This window comes from Pseudomonas coleopterorum (assembly GCF_900105555.1).
GTDB classification, from domain to species: Bacteria; Pseudomonadota; Gammaproteobacteria; order Pseudomonadales; family Pseudomonadaceae; genus Aquipseudomonas; species Aquipseudomonas coleopterorum.
Window position 1 is genome coordinate 803,416 of the sequence record NZ_FNTZ01000001.1, and the last position, 17,817, is coordinate 821,232.

The 17,817-nt window shown below is 59.8% G+C and carries 17 protein-coding genes and 1 tRNA gene; 10 read left to right on the top strand and 8 right to left on the bottom strand.

Features of this window, described 5'->3' with window-relative positions:
- Positions 1-53: 53 nt before the first annotated feature.
- Entirely contained in the window at positions 54-953 is a 900-nt protein-coding gene (locus BLV18_RS03495) for a chemotaxis protein (RefSeq protein ID WP_049861862.1), read from the bottom strand.
- 288 nt (positions 954-1,241) lie between these two features.
- Here BLV18_RS03495 and BLV18_RS03500 point away from each other — a divergent pair, with 288 nt between their 5' ends.
- From BLV18_RS03500 to alaC, 7 genes are all read left to right on the top strand, one after another.
- Positions 1,242-1,748, top strand: coding sequence for a disulfide bond formation protein B (locus tag BLV18_RS03500; protein WP_049861863.1), 507 nt, complete (start codon positions 1,242-1,244; stop codon positions 1,746-1,748).
- 574 nt (positions 1,749-2,322) lie between these two features.
- Positions 2,323-3,258, top strand: a complete 936-nt coding sequence (gene cyoA / locus BLV18_RS03505) for a ubiquinol oxidase subunit II (protein ID WP_049861864.1) — start codon at positions 2,323-2,325, stop codon at positions 3,256-3,258.
- Between the two features lie 3 nt (positions 3,259-3,261).
- Positions 3,262-5,277, top strand: a complete 2,016-nt coding sequence (cyoB, locus tag BLV18_RS03510) for a cytochrome o ubiquinol oxidase subunit I (RefSeq protein ID WP_090356386.1) — start codon at positions 3,262-3,264, stop codon at positions 5,275-5,277.
- 3 nt (positions 5,278-5,280) lie between these two features.
- On the top strand, positions 5,281-5,910 hold the full coding sequence (locus BLV18_RS03515; protein ID WP_049861866.1) for a cytochrome o ubiquinol oxidase subunit III: 630 nt from the start codon (positions 5,281-5,283) through the stop codon (positions 5,908-5,910).
- A complete protein-coding gene (cyoD, locus tag BLV18_RS03520; RefSeq protein WP_049861867.1) occupies positions 5,911-6,243 on the top strand; it encodes a cytochrome o ubiquinol oxidase subunit IV in 333 nt (110 codons plus the stop codon).
- A 10-nt stretch (positions 6,244-6,253) separates the two neighbouring features.
- Positions 6,254-7,141 carry a heme o synthase gene (gene cyoE / locus BLV18_RS03525; protein ID WP_049861868.1) on the top strand — a complete coding sequence of 296 codons (888 nt, stop codon included), beginning with the start codon at positions 6,254-6,256 and terminating at the stop codon, positions 7,139-7,141.
- A 257-nt stretch (positions 7,142-7,398) separates the two neighbouring features.
- Positions 7,399-8,607 carry an alanine transaminase gene (gene alaC, locus BLV18_RS03530; protein ID WP_056844972.1) on the top strand — a complete coding sequence of 403 codons (1,209 nt, stop codon included), beginning with the start codon at positions 7,399-7,401 and terminating at the stop codon, positions 8,605-8,607.
- Here the strand turns inward: alaC and BLV18_RS03535 are convergent.
- The gene (locus BLV18_RS03535; RefSeq protein WP_090356389.1) at positions 8,604-9,251 is read right to left on the bottom strand and encodes a DJ-1/PfpI family protein; all 648 of its coding nucleotides are present in this window, start codon (positions 9,249-9,251) and stop codon (positions 8,604-8,606) included. The genes alaC and BLV18_RS03535 overlap by 4 nt on opposite strands.
- A gap of 314 nt (positions 9,252-9,565) precedes the next feature.
- Here BLV18_RS03535 and BLV18_RS03540 point away from each other — a divergent pair, with 314 nt between their 5' ends.
- Positions 9,566-10,351: a substrate-binding domain-containing protein gene (locus BLV18_RS03540; protein WP_049861871.1), complete on the top strand. Its 786-nt coding sequence runs from the start codon at positions 9,566-9,568 to the stop codon at positions 10,349-10,351.
- A 26-nt stretch (positions 10,352-10,377) separates the two neighbouring features.
- On the opposite strand, the gene BLV18_RS03545 is transcribed toward BLV18_RS03540, so the two are convergent.
- Together BLV18_RS03545 and BLV18_RS03550 are read right to left on the bottom strand one after the other, a co-directional pair.
- Positions 10,378-11,229 carry a class I SAM-dependent methyltransferase gene (locus BLV18_RS03545; RefSeq protein WP_341864566.1) on the bottom strand — a complete coding sequence of 284 codons (852 nt, stop codon included), beginning with the start codon at positions 11,227-11,229 and terminating at the stop codon, positions 10,378-10,380.
- 153 nt (positions 11,230-11,382) lie between these two features.
- The gene (locus BLV18_RS03550) at positions 11,383-12,285 is read right to left on the bottom strand and encodes a LysR substrate-binding domain-containing protein (protein ID WP_090356392.1); all 903 of its coding nucleotides are present in this window, start codon (positions 12,283-12,285) and stop codon (positions 11,383-11,385) included.
- Positions 12,286-12,409: 124 nt separating this feature from the next.
- On the opposite strand from BLV18_RS03550, the gene BLV18_RS03555 reads away from it, so the two are divergent.
- Positions 12,410-13,186, top strand: coding sequence for a 2OG-Fe dioxygenase family protein (locus BLV18_RS03555; RefSeq protein ID WP_090356394.1), 777 nt, complete (start codon positions 12,410-12,412; stop codon positions 13,184-13,186).
- Between the two features lie 12 nt (positions 13,187-13,198).
- A complete protein-coding gene (locus tag BLV18_RS03560) occupies positions 13,199-13,816 on the top strand; it encodes a LysE family translocator (protein ID WP_056844975.1) in 618 nt (205 codons plus the stop codon).
- Between the two features lie 47 nt (positions 13,817-13,863).
- Here BLV18_RS03560 and BLV18_RS03565 read toward each other — a convergent pair whose 3' ends face one another.
- The 4 genes from BLV18_RS03565 to BLV18_RS03580 form a co-directional block, all read right to left on the bottom strand.
- On the bottom strand, positions 13,864-15,417 hold the full coding sequence (locus tag BLV18_RS03565) for an alkaline phosphatase D family protein (RefSeq protein ID WP_090356396.1): 1,554 nt from the start codon (positions 15,415-15,417) through the stop codon (positions 13,864-13,866).
- A 58-nt stretch (positions 15,418-15,475) separates the two neighbouring features.
- The gene (locus tag BLV18_RS03570; RefSeq protein WP_090356398.1) at positions 15,476-16,681 is read right to left on the bottom strand and encodes an MFS transporter; all 1,206 of its coding nucleotides are present in this window, start codon (positions 16,679-16,681) and stop codon (positions 15,476-15,478) included.
- A gap of 104 nt (positions 16,682-16,785) precedes the next feature.
- The gene (locus BLV18_RS03575) at positions 16,786-17,415 is read right to left on the bottom strand and encodes a LysE family translocator (protein WP_090356400.1); all 630 of its coding nucleotides are present in this window, start codon (positions 17,413-17,415) and stop codon (positions 16,786-16,788) included.
- 298 nt (positions 17,416-17,713) lie between these two features.
- A tRNA-Leu gene (locus tag BLV18_RS03580) sits at positions 17,714-17,798 on the bottom strand.
- Positions 17,799-17,817: the final 19 nt, after the last annotated feature.

The window sequence follows — 17,817 nt, forward strand, 5'->3', positions numbered from 1 at the left end:
GCACCGCTGACCTGACTGCGTTGAGGCGCAGGTACCTTTATGCCGCAGCGAACTCAGCGCGCCTGTTCGGCGACGAAACGCGCTGCGGTGATCAGGCAGCCGGTCAGTTCGGGGGAGGAGAATTTCGTCAGCACGGCATTGGCGCCGGCCAGCCGAGCCTTCTCGCTGTTCATCGTACTGTCCAGCGAGGTGTGCAGCAGAACGTACAGATCCTTGAAGTCTGGTGTTTCTCGCAAAGTGCGGGTCAGCGCGTAGCCGTCCATTTCCGACATCTCGATATCCGATACCAGCACATTGATCTGCGCCTCGGTGCCCTGCAGTTCCAACAGGCAGTCGATCGCCTCGCGGGCGCTGCGCGCCGTCCGACATTCGATGCCCAGGGTGCGCAAGGTGATGAGCGACTGCTGCAACGCCACGTGGCTGTCGTCCACAACCAGGATGTTGGCGTTGGCCAGGCAGCGGGCATCGGCGTCGCTCAAGCGCTGGGGTTCGCCCTGCAGGCGCGCCGGGGCAATGCCATGGATGACTTTCTCGATGTCCAGTACCTGCACCAGCGCACCGTCCACCTGGGTCACCCCGGTGATGAACGACTTGGTACCCGAGCCGTAGGGTGGCGGACGGATATCGGTACTCAGGCAATGCACTATGCGGCTGACGGCCTGAACGTGCAGGCCCTGCTTGGAGCGACTGACGTCCGTGACGATCAGGCACCCGCCGGACGGATCGAGCAAGGGTTGCTCACCGATCGCCCGGCTCAGGTCGATGACGGACAACGCCTGGCCCCGCAGGGTTGCCACCCCTTTGACGTGGGGGTGTGCTTCGGGGAGTCGGGTCAGGGCAGGGCAGGGGATGATCTCGCTGACCTTGAGCAGGTTGATGGCCATCAACTTGCCGCTGCGCAAGGTGAACAACAGCAACGAAAGGGAATCTGCGCGGGCGTTCTGGGTTGCCATGTGAACCTTCTTGATGGAGCCGATGCGGGGCGGCGAACGACCCGCCAAAGGAGTGCGTTGCCTATGTATCGACTCGACACGCGCAGGCTTTAACGAGATCGCCATGCTGGCTGCCACGCCTGGCTTAACGTCGGTTTAATCACGCGCGCCATACTGTGTGCGGATCGGCAGAAATTTCTGGTTACACCGTATTTCCAGAGTTTTCCTACAGTCCACTTGGCAACCCAGCGTGTAGACTGGCGCCCATCTAAAAACCTGCCCGTACTGACCTGTAAAGGGAAAGCTGCAATGAATGAAGTCAACCTGCGCCTGAACCGCGAGCGACGTTTCCTGGTATTGCTGGGCGTGATCTGCCTGGCCTTGATCGGTGGGGCGCTGTACATGCAGATCGTGTTGGGCGAGGCGCCTTGCCCATTGTGCATCCTGCAACGCTATGCCTTGCTTTTCATTGCCCTGTTCGCCTTCATCGGCGCGGCGATGCGCGGCCGTACCGGTGTGACGGTATGCGAAGGGTTGGTAGTGCTCAGCGCCGTGGGCGGCATTGCTGCGGCCGGGCGTCATGCATGGGTATTGGCCAATCCCTCGGTCAGTTGCGGCCTCGACACGCTGCAACCGATCGTCGACGGGTTGCCCCTGGCCGATCTGATGCCCAGCGTGTTTCAGGTCCAGGGTTTCTGCTCGACACCTTACCCACCGGTGCTTGGCCTGTCGCTGGCGCAATGGGCGCTGGTGGCTTTTGTGATGACGGCTATCCTTGTACCCGTGGGCATCTACCGCAATCGAACACGCGCCTGATGGCGCCAGGGGTGTCGGCCTCGTCATTATTCGTGCCGGAAGTCGATTCCGCCTTCGGCGTGTAACGGCGAAGATGCGACAACCCGTCGTCGGCGATTTCGCGAAAGCCCCTAAAATACGGGCCTTCGCAAGGGTTTTCAGGGGTGCGACATCGTGTCGCAAGGCTTTGAAAGTGCGTCGGATTGTTGCATAATTTGGAAATACCTGTTGCTGGATTAGTCGTAGTCAATGGGTAAAGGGCTCACTACAATCGCGGAAATTTCAGCAGGTCAGTGCCTCAAAAAGGGCAGGTCGGTGGCGCTTTTGCACCATTGGCAGGCACTTTTTCATACCGTTGGTACGGCTTGGCTGAACCCTTGAGTGGTCCGTGCACTCAAGGGAAAGAGTCTGCAATCCTCTGGGTTGCACAAGTCATGACAGCTGCACCGTTCCAGACCGGTCTTGTCACCCCGCAGCAACTGCGAGCCTGGCATGTCCGTATTCAATCCCGATATAAATGCTGGCGCTTGGCAGGTTGAAGTGTTGGCTACCAAAACACAATTGCATTGAAGCAAGCTGCTCTAGAGGTCGTGAGATGAGTAAAAAGCGTTACCCCAGACTGTTTGGCATACTGCCCTTTTTAGGCATGCTTTTTCTCGGCGGGTGCAAATGGACCCTGATCGACTCGAAAGGGCAGGTGGGCATCGACGAACGCAACCTGATCTACATCGCCACCGGGCTGATGTTGCTGGTGGTGATCCCGGTCATCGTCATGGCGCTTGCGTTCGCCTGGAAGTACCGTGCCTCCAACAAGGAAGCCACATACACGCCTGAATGGGCGCACTCCACCAAGATCGAACTGGTGGTGTGGGGCATCCCGCTGCTGATCATCATCGCGCTGGGCTACGTGACCTACGTGTCGACTCATCACCTGGATCCGTACCGTCCGCTGGATTCCGAGCACAAGCCGGTCACCATCCAGGTCGTTGCGATGGACTGGAAATGGTTGTTCATCTATCCGGAACAAGGCATTGCCACAGTCAACAAGATCGTCTTCCCGGCCAACGTACCGGTCAACTTCCGCATCACCTCCGACTCGGTCATGAACTCGTTCTTCATTCCGCAGCTGGGCGGCCAGATCTACGCAATGGCCGGCATGCAGACGCAGTTGCACCTGATCGCCAATGAAAACGGCGAGTTCGACGGCATCTCCGCGAACTACAGCGGTGCAGGCTTCACCGGCATGAAATTCAAAGCAGTCGCTACGACCCAGGCTGATTTCGATGCATGGGTCAGTGAAGTGAAGAGCGCGCCTAAGCAGCTCGATGCAGCTACCTACGAAGCGCTGGCCAAACCTAGCGAGAAAAATCCGGTCGAGCTGTATTCCTCGTACGTCCCGAACCTGTTCCAGACCATCATCGACAAGTATGAAGGCATGAACCCAGGTAAAGGCGTCAGCCACGAGGGGAAGCAAGCCTCGAACGAAGGGATGGACATGGGCAAGAATTCAGCTGCTGGGGCAGAGGAGTAAAAGATGTTCGGTAAACTTAGTCTGGAAGCGGTGCCCTTCCACGAGCCGATAGTGATGGTGACACTCGCCGTCGTTGCGGTGCTCGGGGCGGTGGTGTTCGGTCTGATCACCTACTACAAGAAGTGGACGTACCTGTGGACCGAGTGGTTCACGTCGGTTGACCACAAGAAAATCGGCGTGATGTACATCGCCGTTGCCATGGTCATGCTGCTGCGCGGCTTTGCCGACGCCATCATGATGCGCTCGCAGCTTGCGGTCGCCACGGGCGGTTCCACCGGCTTCCTGCCACCGGAACATTACGACCAGATCTTCACCGCTCACGGTGTGATCATGATCATCTTCATGGCCATGCCATTCATGATCGGTCTGATGAACATTGTCGTGCCGCTGCAGATCGGCGCTCGCGACGTGGCTTTCCCGTTCCTGAACTCGGTCAGCTTCTGGCTGTTCGTGGTCGGCGTGCTGTTGGTCAACATCTCTCTGGGTGTCGGCGAGTTCGCCAAGACCGGCTGGGTGGCGTATCCACCGTTGGCGGGGTTGCAATACAGTCCGGGGGTAGGTGTCGATTACTACATCTGGGCACTGCAGATATCCGGCTTGGGTACCTTGCTCACAGGCGTCAACTTCATCGTCACCATCCTGAAGATGCGTGCGCCTGGCATGACGCTGATGAAAATGCCGGTGTTCACCTGGAACTGCCTGTGCACCGCGGTCCTGATCGCTGCTTCGTTCCCGATCCTCACCGCTGTACTGTTCATGCTGACCCTTGACCGCTACTTGGGCTTCCACTTCTTCACCAACGAGCTTGGTGGGAACCCGATGATGTACGTCAACCTGTTCTGGGCCTGGGGTCACCCCGAGGTTTACATCCTGATCCTGCCGGCCTTCGGTGTGTTCTCGGAAGTAACCTCGACGTTCTGTAAAAAGCGTCTGTTCGGCTACGTCTCCCTGGTATGGGCAACGATCGCCATTACCGTGCTGTCGTTCGTGGTCTGGCTGCACCACTTTTTCACCATGGGTTCGGGGGCCAACGTCAACGCCTTCTTCGGCATCATGACAATGGTCATTGCAATTCCGACCGGTGTGAAGATCTTCACCTGGCTGTTCACCATGTACCGTGGCCGCATCGAGTTCACCTCTCCGATGTTGTGGACCATCGGTTTCATCGTGACCTTCAGCATCGGCGGCATGACCGGCGTACTGCTGGCGGTACCGGGTGCTGACTTCGTCCTGCACAACAGCCTGTTCCTGATCGCTCACTTCCACAACGTGATCATCGGTGGTGCGGTATTCGGTTACCTGGCCGGCTTCGCCTTCTGGTTCCCGAAAGCGTTTGGCTTCAAGCTCAACGAGCGTCTGGGCAAGTACTCGTTCTGGTGCTGGCTGGTCGGTTTCTACCTGGCGTTCATGCCGTTGTACGTGCTGGGCTTCATGGGCATGACCCGTCGCCTGAACCACACCGACAACCCAGAGTGGACGCCTTGGCTATACGTGGCTTTCGTCGGTGCACTGTTCGTCGCCGCCGGTATCTTCTTCCAGCTGCTGCAACTCTATGTATCGATCCGCGATCGTCACAAGAATCAGGACGTTTCGGGCGACCCATGGGATGGCCGTACCCTGGAGTGGTCGACTTCGTCGCCACCACCGTTCTACAACTTCGCCGAGCAGCCAGTGGTTTCCGACCTGGACGCTTACTGGGGCATGAAAGAGCGTGGTGAAGCCACTGCCAACGCCGCGGACTACAAGCAGATTCACATGCCGCGCAACACCGGTATGGGCGTGCTGATGTCGTTCTTCGGTCTGATCCTGGGCTTCGCCGCCATCTGGCATATCTGGTGGGCGGCTGCGATCGGCCTGGCCGGCATGGTCATCACCCTGATCGTGCGCAGCTATGACGACGACATCGACTACTACGTACCGGCTGAAGAAGTCGCTCGTATCGAAGGTGAACGCATGGCTCGCCTGGCAAACGCTGCACGAGTTGATTCTCGTCTGAACTCCACGGTGGAGAAGGCTTAAACAATGTCTAACGCAACCTTAAACGCGGAAGTGGCTCACCAACACGAGCACGGTCACGACGATCACGATCATCACGATTCCGGGGGCATGACTGTCTTTGGTTTCTGGATCTACCTGATGACCGACTGCATCCTGTTCGCGTCGATCTTCGCCGCCTACGCAGTACTGGTTAACAACGTCGCCGGTGGCCCGTCGGGCCACGACATCTTCGAGCTGCCCTTCGTGGCAGCCGAGACTGCACTGCTGCTGTTCAGCTCCATCACGTATGGCTTCGCCATGCTGGCGCTGCACAGCAACGACAAAAGCGGCGTGATGAAGTGGTTGTTCGTCACGTTCCTGCTGGGTGCAGGCTTCATCGCGATGGAGATCTACGAGTTCCACAAGCTGATCGAAGAGGGCTTCGGCCCGCAGCGCAGCGGCTTCCTGACCGGGTTCTTCACCCTGGTAGGCACCCACGGCCTGCACGTGACCAGCGGCTTGATCTGGATGGCGGTGCTGATCGCCCAGATCAAATCCAAAGGCCTGACCGCAACCAACAACACGCGCATGAGCTGCCTGAGCCTGTTCTGGCACTTCCTGGACGTGGTCTGGATCTGCGTGTTCACCGTCGTCTATCTGATGGGAGCTCTGTAAATGGCAAACCCTCATACCACTTCGGCCGGTAGCAGCCACGGTAGCTACAAGTCGTACATGATCGGTTTCGTACTGTCGGTCATCCTGACCGCGATTCCGTTCGGTCTGGTGATGTTCCCGACCCTGTCCAAGGAAGCCACGCTGTGGATCGTGCTGATCTTCGCAGTGGTCCAAGTGCTGGTTCACCTGGTTTACTTCCTGCACCTGGACCGCACGTCCGAACAGCGCTGGAACGTGATCGCCTTCGTCTTCTCGGCGCTGATCATTGCGTTCCTGGTCGGTCTGTCGCTGTGGATCATGTTCAGCATCCATCACTTCATGATGGCGAAGTAAGGAACCCGGCATGTCCGTTAAGCACTTTATCCAAATCACCAAACCGGGGATCATTTTCGGTAACGTGCTTTCCGTGGCAGGTGGGTTCTTCCTGGCCTCTCAAGGGCATGTCGACATTGGGCTGTTTCTGGCTACAGTGATCGGTACATCGCTGGTGGTGGCATCGGGCTGTGCATTCAACAACTGCATCGACCGCGACATCGACGTGAAGATGGAGCGCACCAAGAACCGCGCATTGGTCCAGGGGCAGATTTCGGTGAAGGTCGCATTGATCTTCGCAACGCTGCTCGGGGTCGCCGGGATGGTCATGCTGTACGCATTGGCCAACCCTCTGGCGGCGTTGTGCGGTCTGATCGGCTTCGTGATCTATGTGGGGTTCTATAGCCTCTACCTGAAGCGCAAGTCGGTGCATGGTACGTTGGTCGGCAGTCTGTCCGGTGCCATGCCTCCGGTGATCGGTTACGTGGCAGTCAGCAACAGTTTCGATCTGGCGGCGTTGACGCTGCTGGTGATGTTCAGCCTGTGGCAGATGCCTCATTCGTATGCCATCGCGATCTTCCGCTTCAATGATTATCTGGCAGCTTCGATTCCAGTGTTGCCGGTGAAGCGCGGTATCGTGGTGGCCAAGAAGCACATCCTGCTCTACATCCTGGCTTTCCTGTTGGCGACGCTGATGCTGACCCTGGGTGGCTATGCCGGGATGAGCTATCTGGCAGTGGCGGCGGCCATGGGCATGTACTGGTTGTACATGGCCTGGACGGGCTACAAGGCGGTTGATGATCGAGTCTGGGCGCGCAAGCTGTTCGTGTTCTCGATCTTCACCATCACTGCCTTGAGCGTGATGATGTCGCTGGATTTCAAGGTGCCCAGTGAGTTGTTGCTGACTTACGCGCACTGATTTCGCTGCAGCGATAAAAACGCCCCGGACCGAATAGATCCGGGGCTTTTTTTGGGCAGAGGTTGGGTCAGTGGTGCGGCCTTCGCGGGCAGAGCCCGCTCCCACAGGGACTCTTGTGGAACCGGGCTCTGCCCGCGAAGGGCTCGCCGCATATTCCGCTTTACAGCCCCGCATCGGCCCGATTATCGTTCGACCTGGCCACCGCAGTGGCCAACGTCGCTCGGACGGTTCCGGGCGCTTACGTCTCCGAGGAAATCATGGCCGAACCTGTTCGCCCGCGCCGCTTTGCGCGCATCGATCGTCTCCCCCCTTATGTGTTCAACATCACTGCCGAATTGAAGATGGCTGCGCGTCGGCGCGGCGAAGACATCATCGACCTGAGCATGGGTAATCCCGACGGCGCCACGCCGCCCCACATCGTCGACAAACTGGTGACCGTTGCCCAGCGCGAAGACACCCATGGCTACTCCACTTCCCGTGGCATCCCGCGGCTGCGCCGGGCGATCTCGCGCTGGTACAAGGACCGCTATCAGGTCGATATCGACCCTGAAGACGAAGCCATCGTCACCATTGGTTCGAAGGAGGGCCTGGCCCACCTGATGCTGGCGACCCTCGACCAGGGTGATACCGTTCTGGTGCCCAACCCCAGCTACCCTATTCACATCTATGGTGCTGTGATCGCCGGTGCCCAGGTACGCTCGGTGCCGCTGGTGCCCGGTGTGGATTTCTTCAATGAGCTGGAGCGGGCGATCCGCGAGTCCATTCCCAAGCCGAAGATGATGATCCTGGGCTTTCCTTCCAACCCGACCGCGCAATGCGTGGAACTGGATTTCTTCGAGCGGGTGGTGGCACTCGCCAAGCGCTACGACGTTTTGGTGGTGCACGACCTGGCCTACGCCGACATCGTCTACGACGGCTGGAAGGCGCCTTCGATCATGCAGGTACCGGGCGCCAAGGACATCGCCGTCGAGTTCTTCACGCTGTCCAAAAGTTACAACATGGCAGGATGGCGAATCGGCTTCATGGTCGGCAATCCCGAGCTGGTCAACGCTCTGGCCCGGATCAAGAGCTATCACGACTACGGCACGTTCACACCCCTGCAGGTGGCGGCCATCGCCGCACTCGAAGGCGATCAGCAGTGTGTGAAAGACATCGCCGAACAGTACCGCCAGCGTCGCAACGTGCTGGTCAAAGGTCTTCACGAGCTGGGTTGGATGGTGGAAAACCCCAAGGCTTCGATGTACGTCTGGGCGAAGATTCCCGAGGACTACGCCCATCTTGGTTCGCTCGAATTCGCCAAGAAGCTGTTGGCCGAAGCCAAGGTCTGCGTCTCGCCGGGCATCGGGTTCGGTGACTATGGCGATGATCACGTGCGCTTTGCCCTGATCGAAAACCAGGATCGCATACGCCAGGCCGTACGTGGCATCCGCCAGATGTTCCGGGCCGACAAGGCGGATCGTTCCTAGCCTGGCAGGTCGCGCCACTCGTACTGCATCTGGCGCGCGGTGATGCGCGCTGCGTCACCGCCCAGCAGCCTCGCCACCAGATGCAGGCTCATGTCGATACCGGCGGAAATCCCGGCACTGGTGACCAGGCTGCCGGCGTCGACATAGGGCACATTTTCCTGCACGTCCAGGTCCGGGTAGCTTTCACGGAGCTCCTGGATGTCGGCCCAATGGGTGGTCACGCTGTGTCCTTGCAGCAGGCCAGCCTTGGCCAGAATCAACGCCCCGCTGCACACCGACGTCAGCAAGCCTGTCGACGATGCCATCCGGCGCACCCAAGCCAGGGTCTGCGGATCGTTTACGGGCTGATCGATCACACCACCCGGTACTATCAGAACGTCGCAAGGCAGTTCGTCATCGAACTGCGCATCGGGCTGCACCCGTAGGTCGTAGCGCGCAGTAAGCAGCTCGCGACTGGCCGCGACTGTACTGACGAGAAACGGTGGATGAGCACTGAGGCCGTCGCGCAAGGCGATGCGCGTGGCGACACTGAACACCTCGTAAGGTCCTGCGAAGTCGAGGATCTCGATACCGGGATACAGCAGGATGACCACCTGCAAGGGGCGGTCGAAAATCTGCAGTTCGGGGGGCAGGGCGTTGGGCATACGTTCACTCCAGTCTGGAGCAGGCATGATCGGTCCGGAGCTTGCGTGGGTAAATGACAGTTACCCCACAGATCCTGCCAATGCATCGTGCGACGCATTGTCGGGATAGGCGCTCGACTGTCCGGAGAAATTGTTTCGCCAAGTTGCAATTGCCCGAGAACACCTTTTTAAATGGCAACCTGATCCTGGCTTTTGGCCGATTACGCGTAAACTGATCATTCCTCGCGAGGCGGTTGACCTTCACCGCACTCGTTCGCTTCGCCTCTGGCCAGTCATCGGCCAGGCTTCATCTTCAGTTTCAGGATCATATTGTCATGACCAAACGGCTCACCAGCGCTCTGCTGGCTTGTGTATTACTCGGCTCCAGCGCCGCCCACGCGCAGAAAGCGCCCCCACCGGTTCAGCTGTCGTTGCTCGGCTCCGGTGGTGTGGTCAGCGCCATGCAGACCATCGTCGTCGAATATGAAAAGGCCACTGGGGTCAAAGTCACGGTGTTGCCTTCGCCGGCCATCGGCGACAACCCCATGGCGATCTCCAGTCGACTGGAGCGCGGCGAGCGTGCGGACCTGGTGCTTACCGAAGACGCGGCCCTGAACAAACTCATTCAATTGGGTGAAGTGCAGCGCGAGCCACGGGTGGATGTCGGCAAGTCGTTCATTGCCATGGCGGTACGCCAGGGCGAGGCCAAGCCTGACATCGGCAGTGTCGACGCCTTTCGCAAGACGCTGCTGGACGCCCGTTCGCTGGCCTATTCCAACAGTACCAGTGGCCTGTACCTGTCACATCTACTGTTCCCGCGCATGAAGCTCACCGAGCAGCTTCGCGATAAAAGCAGCCTGGTCGACAACGAGCCAGTAGGGGCGGCCGTCGCTCGGGGCGATGTGCAATTGGGGTTCCAGCAGTTGAGCGAGCTCAAGGCGGTACCAGGTATCGACATCGTCGGTCTGATTCCCGATGCGGTGCAGAAGATGACGCTGTATTCAGGTGGCGTTACACGTACCAGCGCTCACCCTGAAGAGGCCGCGGCGTTGCTGCAGTACTTGAGCACCCCGGCGGCCCGGCTGGCAATTGAGGAAAGCGGGCTGACGCCGGTGCACTGACCGGCCCCGGCCGCTCGCTATGGGCGCTAGAGAAATCTGACAGTGTGAAAGGCCACCGTGTTGTAGGGCACGGTGATTTCCTGCTTGTCCTTGAGATCCGGATGTGTAGCGATGATTTCGCGCACTTTCTGGAAGATCGGTTCCTGCTGCTCTGGGGCAAGGGCAGAAATGAAGCTGATCGAGCGTACCCGGTTGAGGATGACGTCCTCTGGCGTACCGGTGTACGTATGGGTGAACCGCTTTTCCACCAGGGGCGTGAATCCGCTGTGAGGAAATGCTTCCCGCCATTTCTGGGTATAGAACCGTGGGCTGTCTGCGGCCACATCGCTCACGATGTCCGCGATCTGGCGCACCCAATCGTGGCTGGTGTCGCGCAGGTTCCAGATCATCCCCAAGCGTCCTCTGGGTTTCAGCACGCGGTAGATTTCCGCCATGCTGGCGGCATTGGCGAACCAATGGAAGGAGTGGGCACAGACCACGGCGTCCACCGACCCACTTTTGAGGGGAATTTCCTCGGCAGCTCCTTCGAGGACCTTCACGTAGGGGTTGTCGGCCCAGTTGTGTTCCAGCTGTGCGCGCATCGCCGCAACAGGCTCGACGGCGAACACTTCGGCGCCGGCCTCGAGCAGTCGCGGAATGAACTTGCCGGTGCCAGACCCCAGGTCGAGTACCGTTGTGTGGGGTGGGTCCCATTTGCTGTGCGGCTTGATCTGAATCGTCTCGCGCAGCCAGTTGTCGAGCTCCTTGGGGTAGTCCGGACGGCCCTTGTCGAAGGCGTCGGCCCCCTGCAGGTAGCCCTTTGCAGCCGTCGATGGAAGGATGCCCTGGAGCTTTTCGGTCAAGTTCTTGATTTGCAGAATATCGCCTAGGTTTTTCACGTTCGCCCCTCGCACGCTTGCTGGCGCTTTCGTAGTCGCCAGGCTGATGGAACAGCGGAACACCCAACCAGCCTCGGTGGGCGTTATAAGACAAAGCGTAGCGCAAGGTGGACGAGGCGGTGGTTAATTCCTGCTGCACGAGACGAGACCGGATCAGAGGGGGGTGGCAGATGCGCCTTCAAGCCCATGGGCCACCGATGCCTGCGCCTGGAGCTCCAGCCACTGACGAAAAACCCTGCATTTCCGGCTTTCTTCGGTCGACCGCGCCGACAGCAGGAAATACCCGGACCCGTCGCGTACAAAGCCGAAGGGTGCGACCAGTTGGCCCGAGGCGAGCTCTTCTTCCACCATCATCATAGACGCCATGCTCACGCCCAGGCCTGCGGTGGCCGCCTGAACGCACAAGTAGAAGTGCTCGTAATCGATGGTCGTGACATCGCAGGCCACTTTCTGCACCAGACGCAACCACTGCTCCCAGGCCGCGGGTCGTGTTCGACTGCGAAGCAGGTGCACGCCGCTCAATCGTCCAGCCGGCCCTGCCAGACTGGGCGCGCACACCGGGCCCACCCATTCCGGACACAGTGCGCTGCTGTGCACGGTGTCATCCCAGTGGAAATCGTCGCGTCGGATGGCCAGGTCTGCGCTACACCGAGAGAAATCGATCGGTCCGCCCGCTGCCAGCAATTGAATCTGGATGTCCGGGTGCGCCTTGTTGAAGGCGGGCAGGCGTGGAATCAGCCATTTCATTGCGATGGTCGGCTCGCAGGACAACACCAGAATGTCTTCGCCGGCTTTCTGCTGTACCTGACGAACCGCCTGTTCCAGCTGCTCGAACATCGGTTGGGTCACCTCATGCAGCAGACGTCCGGCATGGTTGAGAAACACCGCACGATTCCGTCGATCGAACAGCTCCACGCCCAATGCCTCTTCAAGCGAGCGAATCTGGCGGCTCACAGCGCCATGAGTGACGTGCAGTTGCTCTGCGGCCTTGATGAAACTCTGCGTTTGCGCGGCAGCGTTGAAAAAACGGAAGGAAGCGAGGGGCGGGAGGCTCATACGGGCAACGAAATCTCACAGGTTTCGATGACTATAAATCGTTTTTTTCAGCCCAGGCAAAACTCCATGATGGCGCTCGTTGCCGAGGATTCTGGCGACCTGACCAATAAAATGGAGAAAATCCATGGACAATATTCATAAGCGTGCAGTGCCCATTGGCAATCTTGCTCCCCAGCTTTATACGCCACTGATCGCCGAAGTCTGCGATACCGTAAACCGCAATGGGTTTGTTTTTCTGCAACCGCCCATGGTCGCAGCCTTGCTGAACAGTGCCGTACCCGGCTTCGTCCAGGGCTGGGAAGACTTCCGGCTCTCATGGGGTCATCTGGACCAGGACGCGTTCATGGGCGACGGTGGTACCTATCGCTTCCGGCGTTACGCCACCTTCTTCACCGAGCAGGGCAGTCGCCACTGGCAACCCTGTCCTCACCAACCGCATTACCAGACCACTGTGCACAACCCACTCAATGGCGGCATTGTCCGGCACTTTGCCCCGATCCCGACCGAGCTCTGCGAAGGCCTGGTGTTTTCGGCGGTGATGGATCTGTGTTGCGCCTGCTTCAACGTGCTGGCGCCACACTGCGCATGGCATATCGAAGTTCATCAGTTCCGCATCGATGCGTCCGCGGGGGCCGCCTCTCCCACGCCCGAAGGTGTGCACCGGGACGGCGTCGACTTTGTATTCATGCTGATGGTCAACAGGGTCAATGTCGTGGAGGGGGAAACGTCCATCTACGATAACGACCAGCGGCTGCTGGCCAGGCATTCGATGATCCATGAGCTGGAAGCTGCCCTGCTCAATGACGCACAGGTCCGGCACGGTGTCAGCGCCATCATCCCGATACACCCCGATCGACCTGCCCACCGCGATGTACTGGTCGTTACTTTCAAGAAACGCTGACGGAATGTGGTCATGAACGAATTACTGGCAGTAGCCCTGATTACCGTATTGGCTGTCATCAGCCCAGGCCCCGACTTCGCCATGGTCACGCGCAACAGTTATGCCTATGGGCGGCGCAGTGGACTGATCGCGGCATTGGGCATTGCCTGCGGTGTACAGGTGCATGTTTTCTACACCGTGTTCGGTATTGCCGTGATCATCACGCAATCGCCCCTGTTGTTCATGGCCATGAAATGGCTGGGTGCCGGTTATCTCATTTACCTTGGGCTGCGCTCATTGCTCAACACGTCAAAGTTGGCGCTGGATACCGTCGAGGGTGCGACACCGTCTCTGTGGAGCGCTTTCCGAATGGGCTTTTTCACCAATGCGCTCAATCCCAAGACGATGCTGTTCGTGGTGGCGACCTACAGTCAGGTCGTGCAGGCAGGCAGTTCGATGACGACGAACTTTGCCTACGGTTTGTTCATGTCGTTCTCGCACTGGGTGTGGTTCAGCATCGTGGCGCTGTTCTTTTCGTCCGGGCCATTGCGGCGGCGGATGCTGGAGAAACAACGCCTCGTCGATCGCGTGATCGGCACCGCGCTCATCGGGTTGGGCGCGAGCCTGGTGCTGCCGGGCCTCGTTGGCTGAGCCATGGCACCGCAAGCCGTCTGCCATGGCGCTTGCGGTGCAATCGATCAGGCCGGCTGCAGTTTCTTTTCGAACACCACCACGCCGTCCAGGTCGCGCAGTTGCACGGTCATTTCCCCGCTCAAGCCCTCGATCTGCACTTCGCCGAAAAACTGGAAGCCCGCGAACGGCGAAGTGTTCTGCGCAGGCGGCGCTTTCTGGAAAACCACTTGCGGACCGAACGTGGCATCCAGCGGATTGGGCCCGAAGCTGCCGGCATTCAACGGTCCGGCGACGAACTCCCAGAACGGTTCGAAGTCCTGAAACGCAGCGCGATCGGGATGGTAGTGGTGGGCTGCGCAGTAATGCACATCGGCCGTGAGCCAGACGGTGTTGGCGATTTTTTGCTGGCGCAGAAAACCCAGCAGCTCGGCGATTTCCAGCTCGCGACCCTTGGCAGCGCCGTCATCGCCGTTGGCGATCGCCTCCCAGCGGCCAACGCCTGGGCTGACTTCTCCATCTGGAACACCCAGACCGATGGGCATGTCGGCGGCGATGACTTTCCACTGCGCCTGCGACCCCTTGAGCCCGGACTTGAGCCAGTCCAGTTGCGCCTGCCCGAGAAACGCCGTGCGGGCTTCGGGCGTGGGCGCCAGGTTGTCATCGTTGCCGCTACGGTAGCTGCGCATATCCAACACGAAAATGTCCAGCATCGGCCCGTAGCTGAGCTTGCGGTATATACGCCCGCCGTTGTCGGCCCGCTGCAGGCGCATGGGGGCGTACTCGAGCCACGCCTGACGGGCGTTGCCCACCAGGTGGTGAATGTCGCGGTTCTGGTAACGCTCGTCGAGCTGCTTGCTGGGCGACCAGTTGTTGGTCACCTCGTGGTCGTCCCATTGCCAGATCTGCGGCACCTCGGCGTTGAACCGGCGCACGTTTTCATCCATCAGGTTGTAGCGGTAGTTGCCGCGGTACTCATCCAGAGTCTCGGCCACCTTGCTCTTGGCTTCGGTGGTGATGTTGCGCCACACGCGGCCATTTTCCGTGGTCACCGTGGCCGGCACCGGCCCGTCGGCGTAAATGGTGTCGCCGCTGTGGATGAAGAAATCTGGCAAGCGCAGGCGCATGGCTTCGTAGATACGCATGCCGCCAATTTCCGGATTGATGCCAAAGCCCTGACCCACGGTGTCGCCGCTCCACACGAAACGGATGTCACGACGCTGGGAAGGCTCGCTGCGCAGATGACCGAACCACGGCTCGCTGCTGACGCCGGTCTGCGCGTCCTCGAACTGCACCCGATAGAAGATCGCCTGATCCACCGGCAAGCCATTGAGCTCGACTCGTGCGGTAAAGTCGGTGCCAGCGTCGGCCAATGGCGAGACCAGTCGGCGCGGGTTGGTGAACATGCTGCGCGTATCCCACTCCACCACCATTCGCGCCGGGCGGTCGCACCGGCTCCAGACCATTGCCTTGTCGCCCAACAGGTCCCCGGACTGTACGCCATCGGTGAGTTGGGGACGGTCCTTGACCGAGGCGATCACCGCTGGCGCCAGCCCCGGCAGCAGAAAACCCGCACCCACGGCCTGGACGAGGCGACGGCGCTTAAGGTCGAACATGCTCATGACATAGCCCTGTGAAAGAGAAAGGGCTATGTAAGCGTGGGGATGTGACAGGGGCGTGTCAGCCAGGAACGATCGTCTCGCTCGCCGAACTTGCCTGCAGCGTGCGCAGGCCTGTCAGCACGGCGGTGAGCATCAGCAAGCCGGCGCCGATGGCGACGCCGAATCCGGCACGGGTACCGAAGTGGTCGATGACCAGGCCGGCGATCGCGCCGCCCATTGCAATGCCGACACTGACGCCTGTACTCAACCAGGTCAGCCCTTCAGTGATCTTTCCGGGCGGCAGGATTTTCGTGCCGATGTTCATCACCACGATCAGCGTCGGCGCGAACGACATGCCGGTGATGAACAGCAAGCCGGTGAGCCAGTACACATTGGGCGCAAAGATCGGCAGCGTCGTCGCCACGGCGGTGAATACCGCACCAATCAGCAATTGGGTTTCGAACGGTAGCCCACTCCTGACCGCTCCGAAGGTGATCCCGGCGACCATCGACCCGGCCGCGAAGCCTGCCAGGACGAAGCTGGCAGCGGCCGCCCAGCCGGCCTCCTTGGCAAAAGCGACCACCGCCACGTCGACCGATCCGCCGAGCACGCCCAGCGCCAGCATCGCCACGACGATGATCCGCAAGGCCGGAATGCGCAGGGGAGAGCTGGAGTGGCCTTTGACGGCCGGTATCGGCGGTGGCTCGGTTTCGTGCTGGCGCAGGAAGGCGACCACGCCGACGGCCAGCAGCACGGCGGCCACCAAAGGTCCGGCTTGAGGAAACAGACCGCTGCTCAAAGCGATGGACAGCGGCGGGCCGACGATGAAGGTGAATTCCACCAGCACCGTATCCAGGGAATACGCGGCGTGCAGCTGCGGCTTTCCGCGAAACAGATAGGCCCAGCGCGCGCGGATCATCGCCCCGAAATGGGGAAGCACACCCGCCATGGCTGCCAGCACGAACAGCACCGGCAACGGCGCATGCCAGTACACGGCACCGATCAGGGCCAGCAGCATGCCAATGCTGAACGCCGCGATCGGCGCCAGCACCTTGCGCTGGCCGCGCTGATCCACCAGCTTCGAGATCTTCGGCCCGAGTATGGCGCTGGTCAGGGTATAAGTGCCCGCTACCGCCCCTGCGACCCAGTAGCGGCCCGTTTCCTGTGCGAGCATGGCAATCAGGCCCATTCCGACCATGGCTTGCGGAAGCCTGGCCATCGAGCCGGCCACGATCAGCGCCACGACGCCTGGGGTTGCGAAGAATGTACGGTAGGCATTGCTCATGTGAAGGGCGGAACTCCGTGTTCGCGGGGGTGGATCAGGTAGGGGCTTTCATAGTGCCAGTAGGTTGAAGCTGATACCTGTTTTGCCGGGGTGTAGAAGGAAGATCATAGGGGTCGCTCAAGAAATAACAGTCGTGCGGCCAGTGCCGTCATCATGCCCGCGAAGCCATAGCTGCCCCACCTTCTCAACGCCGGACCGCCATTCAACCGTTTACGCAGCGTTGCGGCACAAAGGGCGAGCACGCAGTGAAAAACCAGGGCAATCAAGGCGAGCAGCATGCCCAGCACCGAAAGCTGGACGACTACGCTTGCGTTGCCGACCGTGACGAATTGCGGCAGGAACACCATGAAGAACAGCAGGGCCTTGGGGTTCAACAAGCTATTGAGCGTGGCGCGAATGAATACCTTGCGGGTCGAGCCCAGCGGAAGTGGGGCAGCGCTTTGAGCCGTTGGCGCCGTCAACGCTTGCCAAGCCATCCACAACAGATAGCACGCACCCGCCAACCGCAACAAGTCGAAAGCAGGAGCCCAACTCATGACGACAGCACCCATGCCTGCGCTGACCAGCAGCGTCATGATCAAATCTGCCAGCGAAATGCCCAGCGCGGCCGCCACCCCGGCCCGCCAGCCATGGGCAAGGGCGTGACTTGTGACGAACGCCATGTTCGGTCCGGGGACGATCAGCAGCAATGCCGCGGCAATGACGAACAGGTAGAGGTTGGCTGCATCCGGCATGACGACTGCTCCTTTGAGTTGATTCCAAGGGTAGGCGCATCAGGTCAGCGGCGGGAGGCACAGTTCATGAGAAGGTGGGGGCAACAGTCGATTTTGCTGCAGAGGTCGCCAAGGCTGCGAAAGACACGGTGCCCCTTGAGCCATATATCGAATGCCTGGGTACCACTGAATAGGTGGCGGTGAACGGATACGGCGTCGGCAGCGCTGGCTTGTTCATGGTCAGCGGCCGTTTCTGCACAGGAAGGATGCCGAATCGCAGGCGAAAAAAAAGACCTTCGCGAAGGTCTTTTTTCTGATTTGGTGCCCCGAGGGAGACTCGAACTCCCACTCCTTTCGAAAACGGATTTTGAATCCGCCGCGTCTACCAATTCCGCCATCAGGGCTTACAGGCGGCGAAGTATA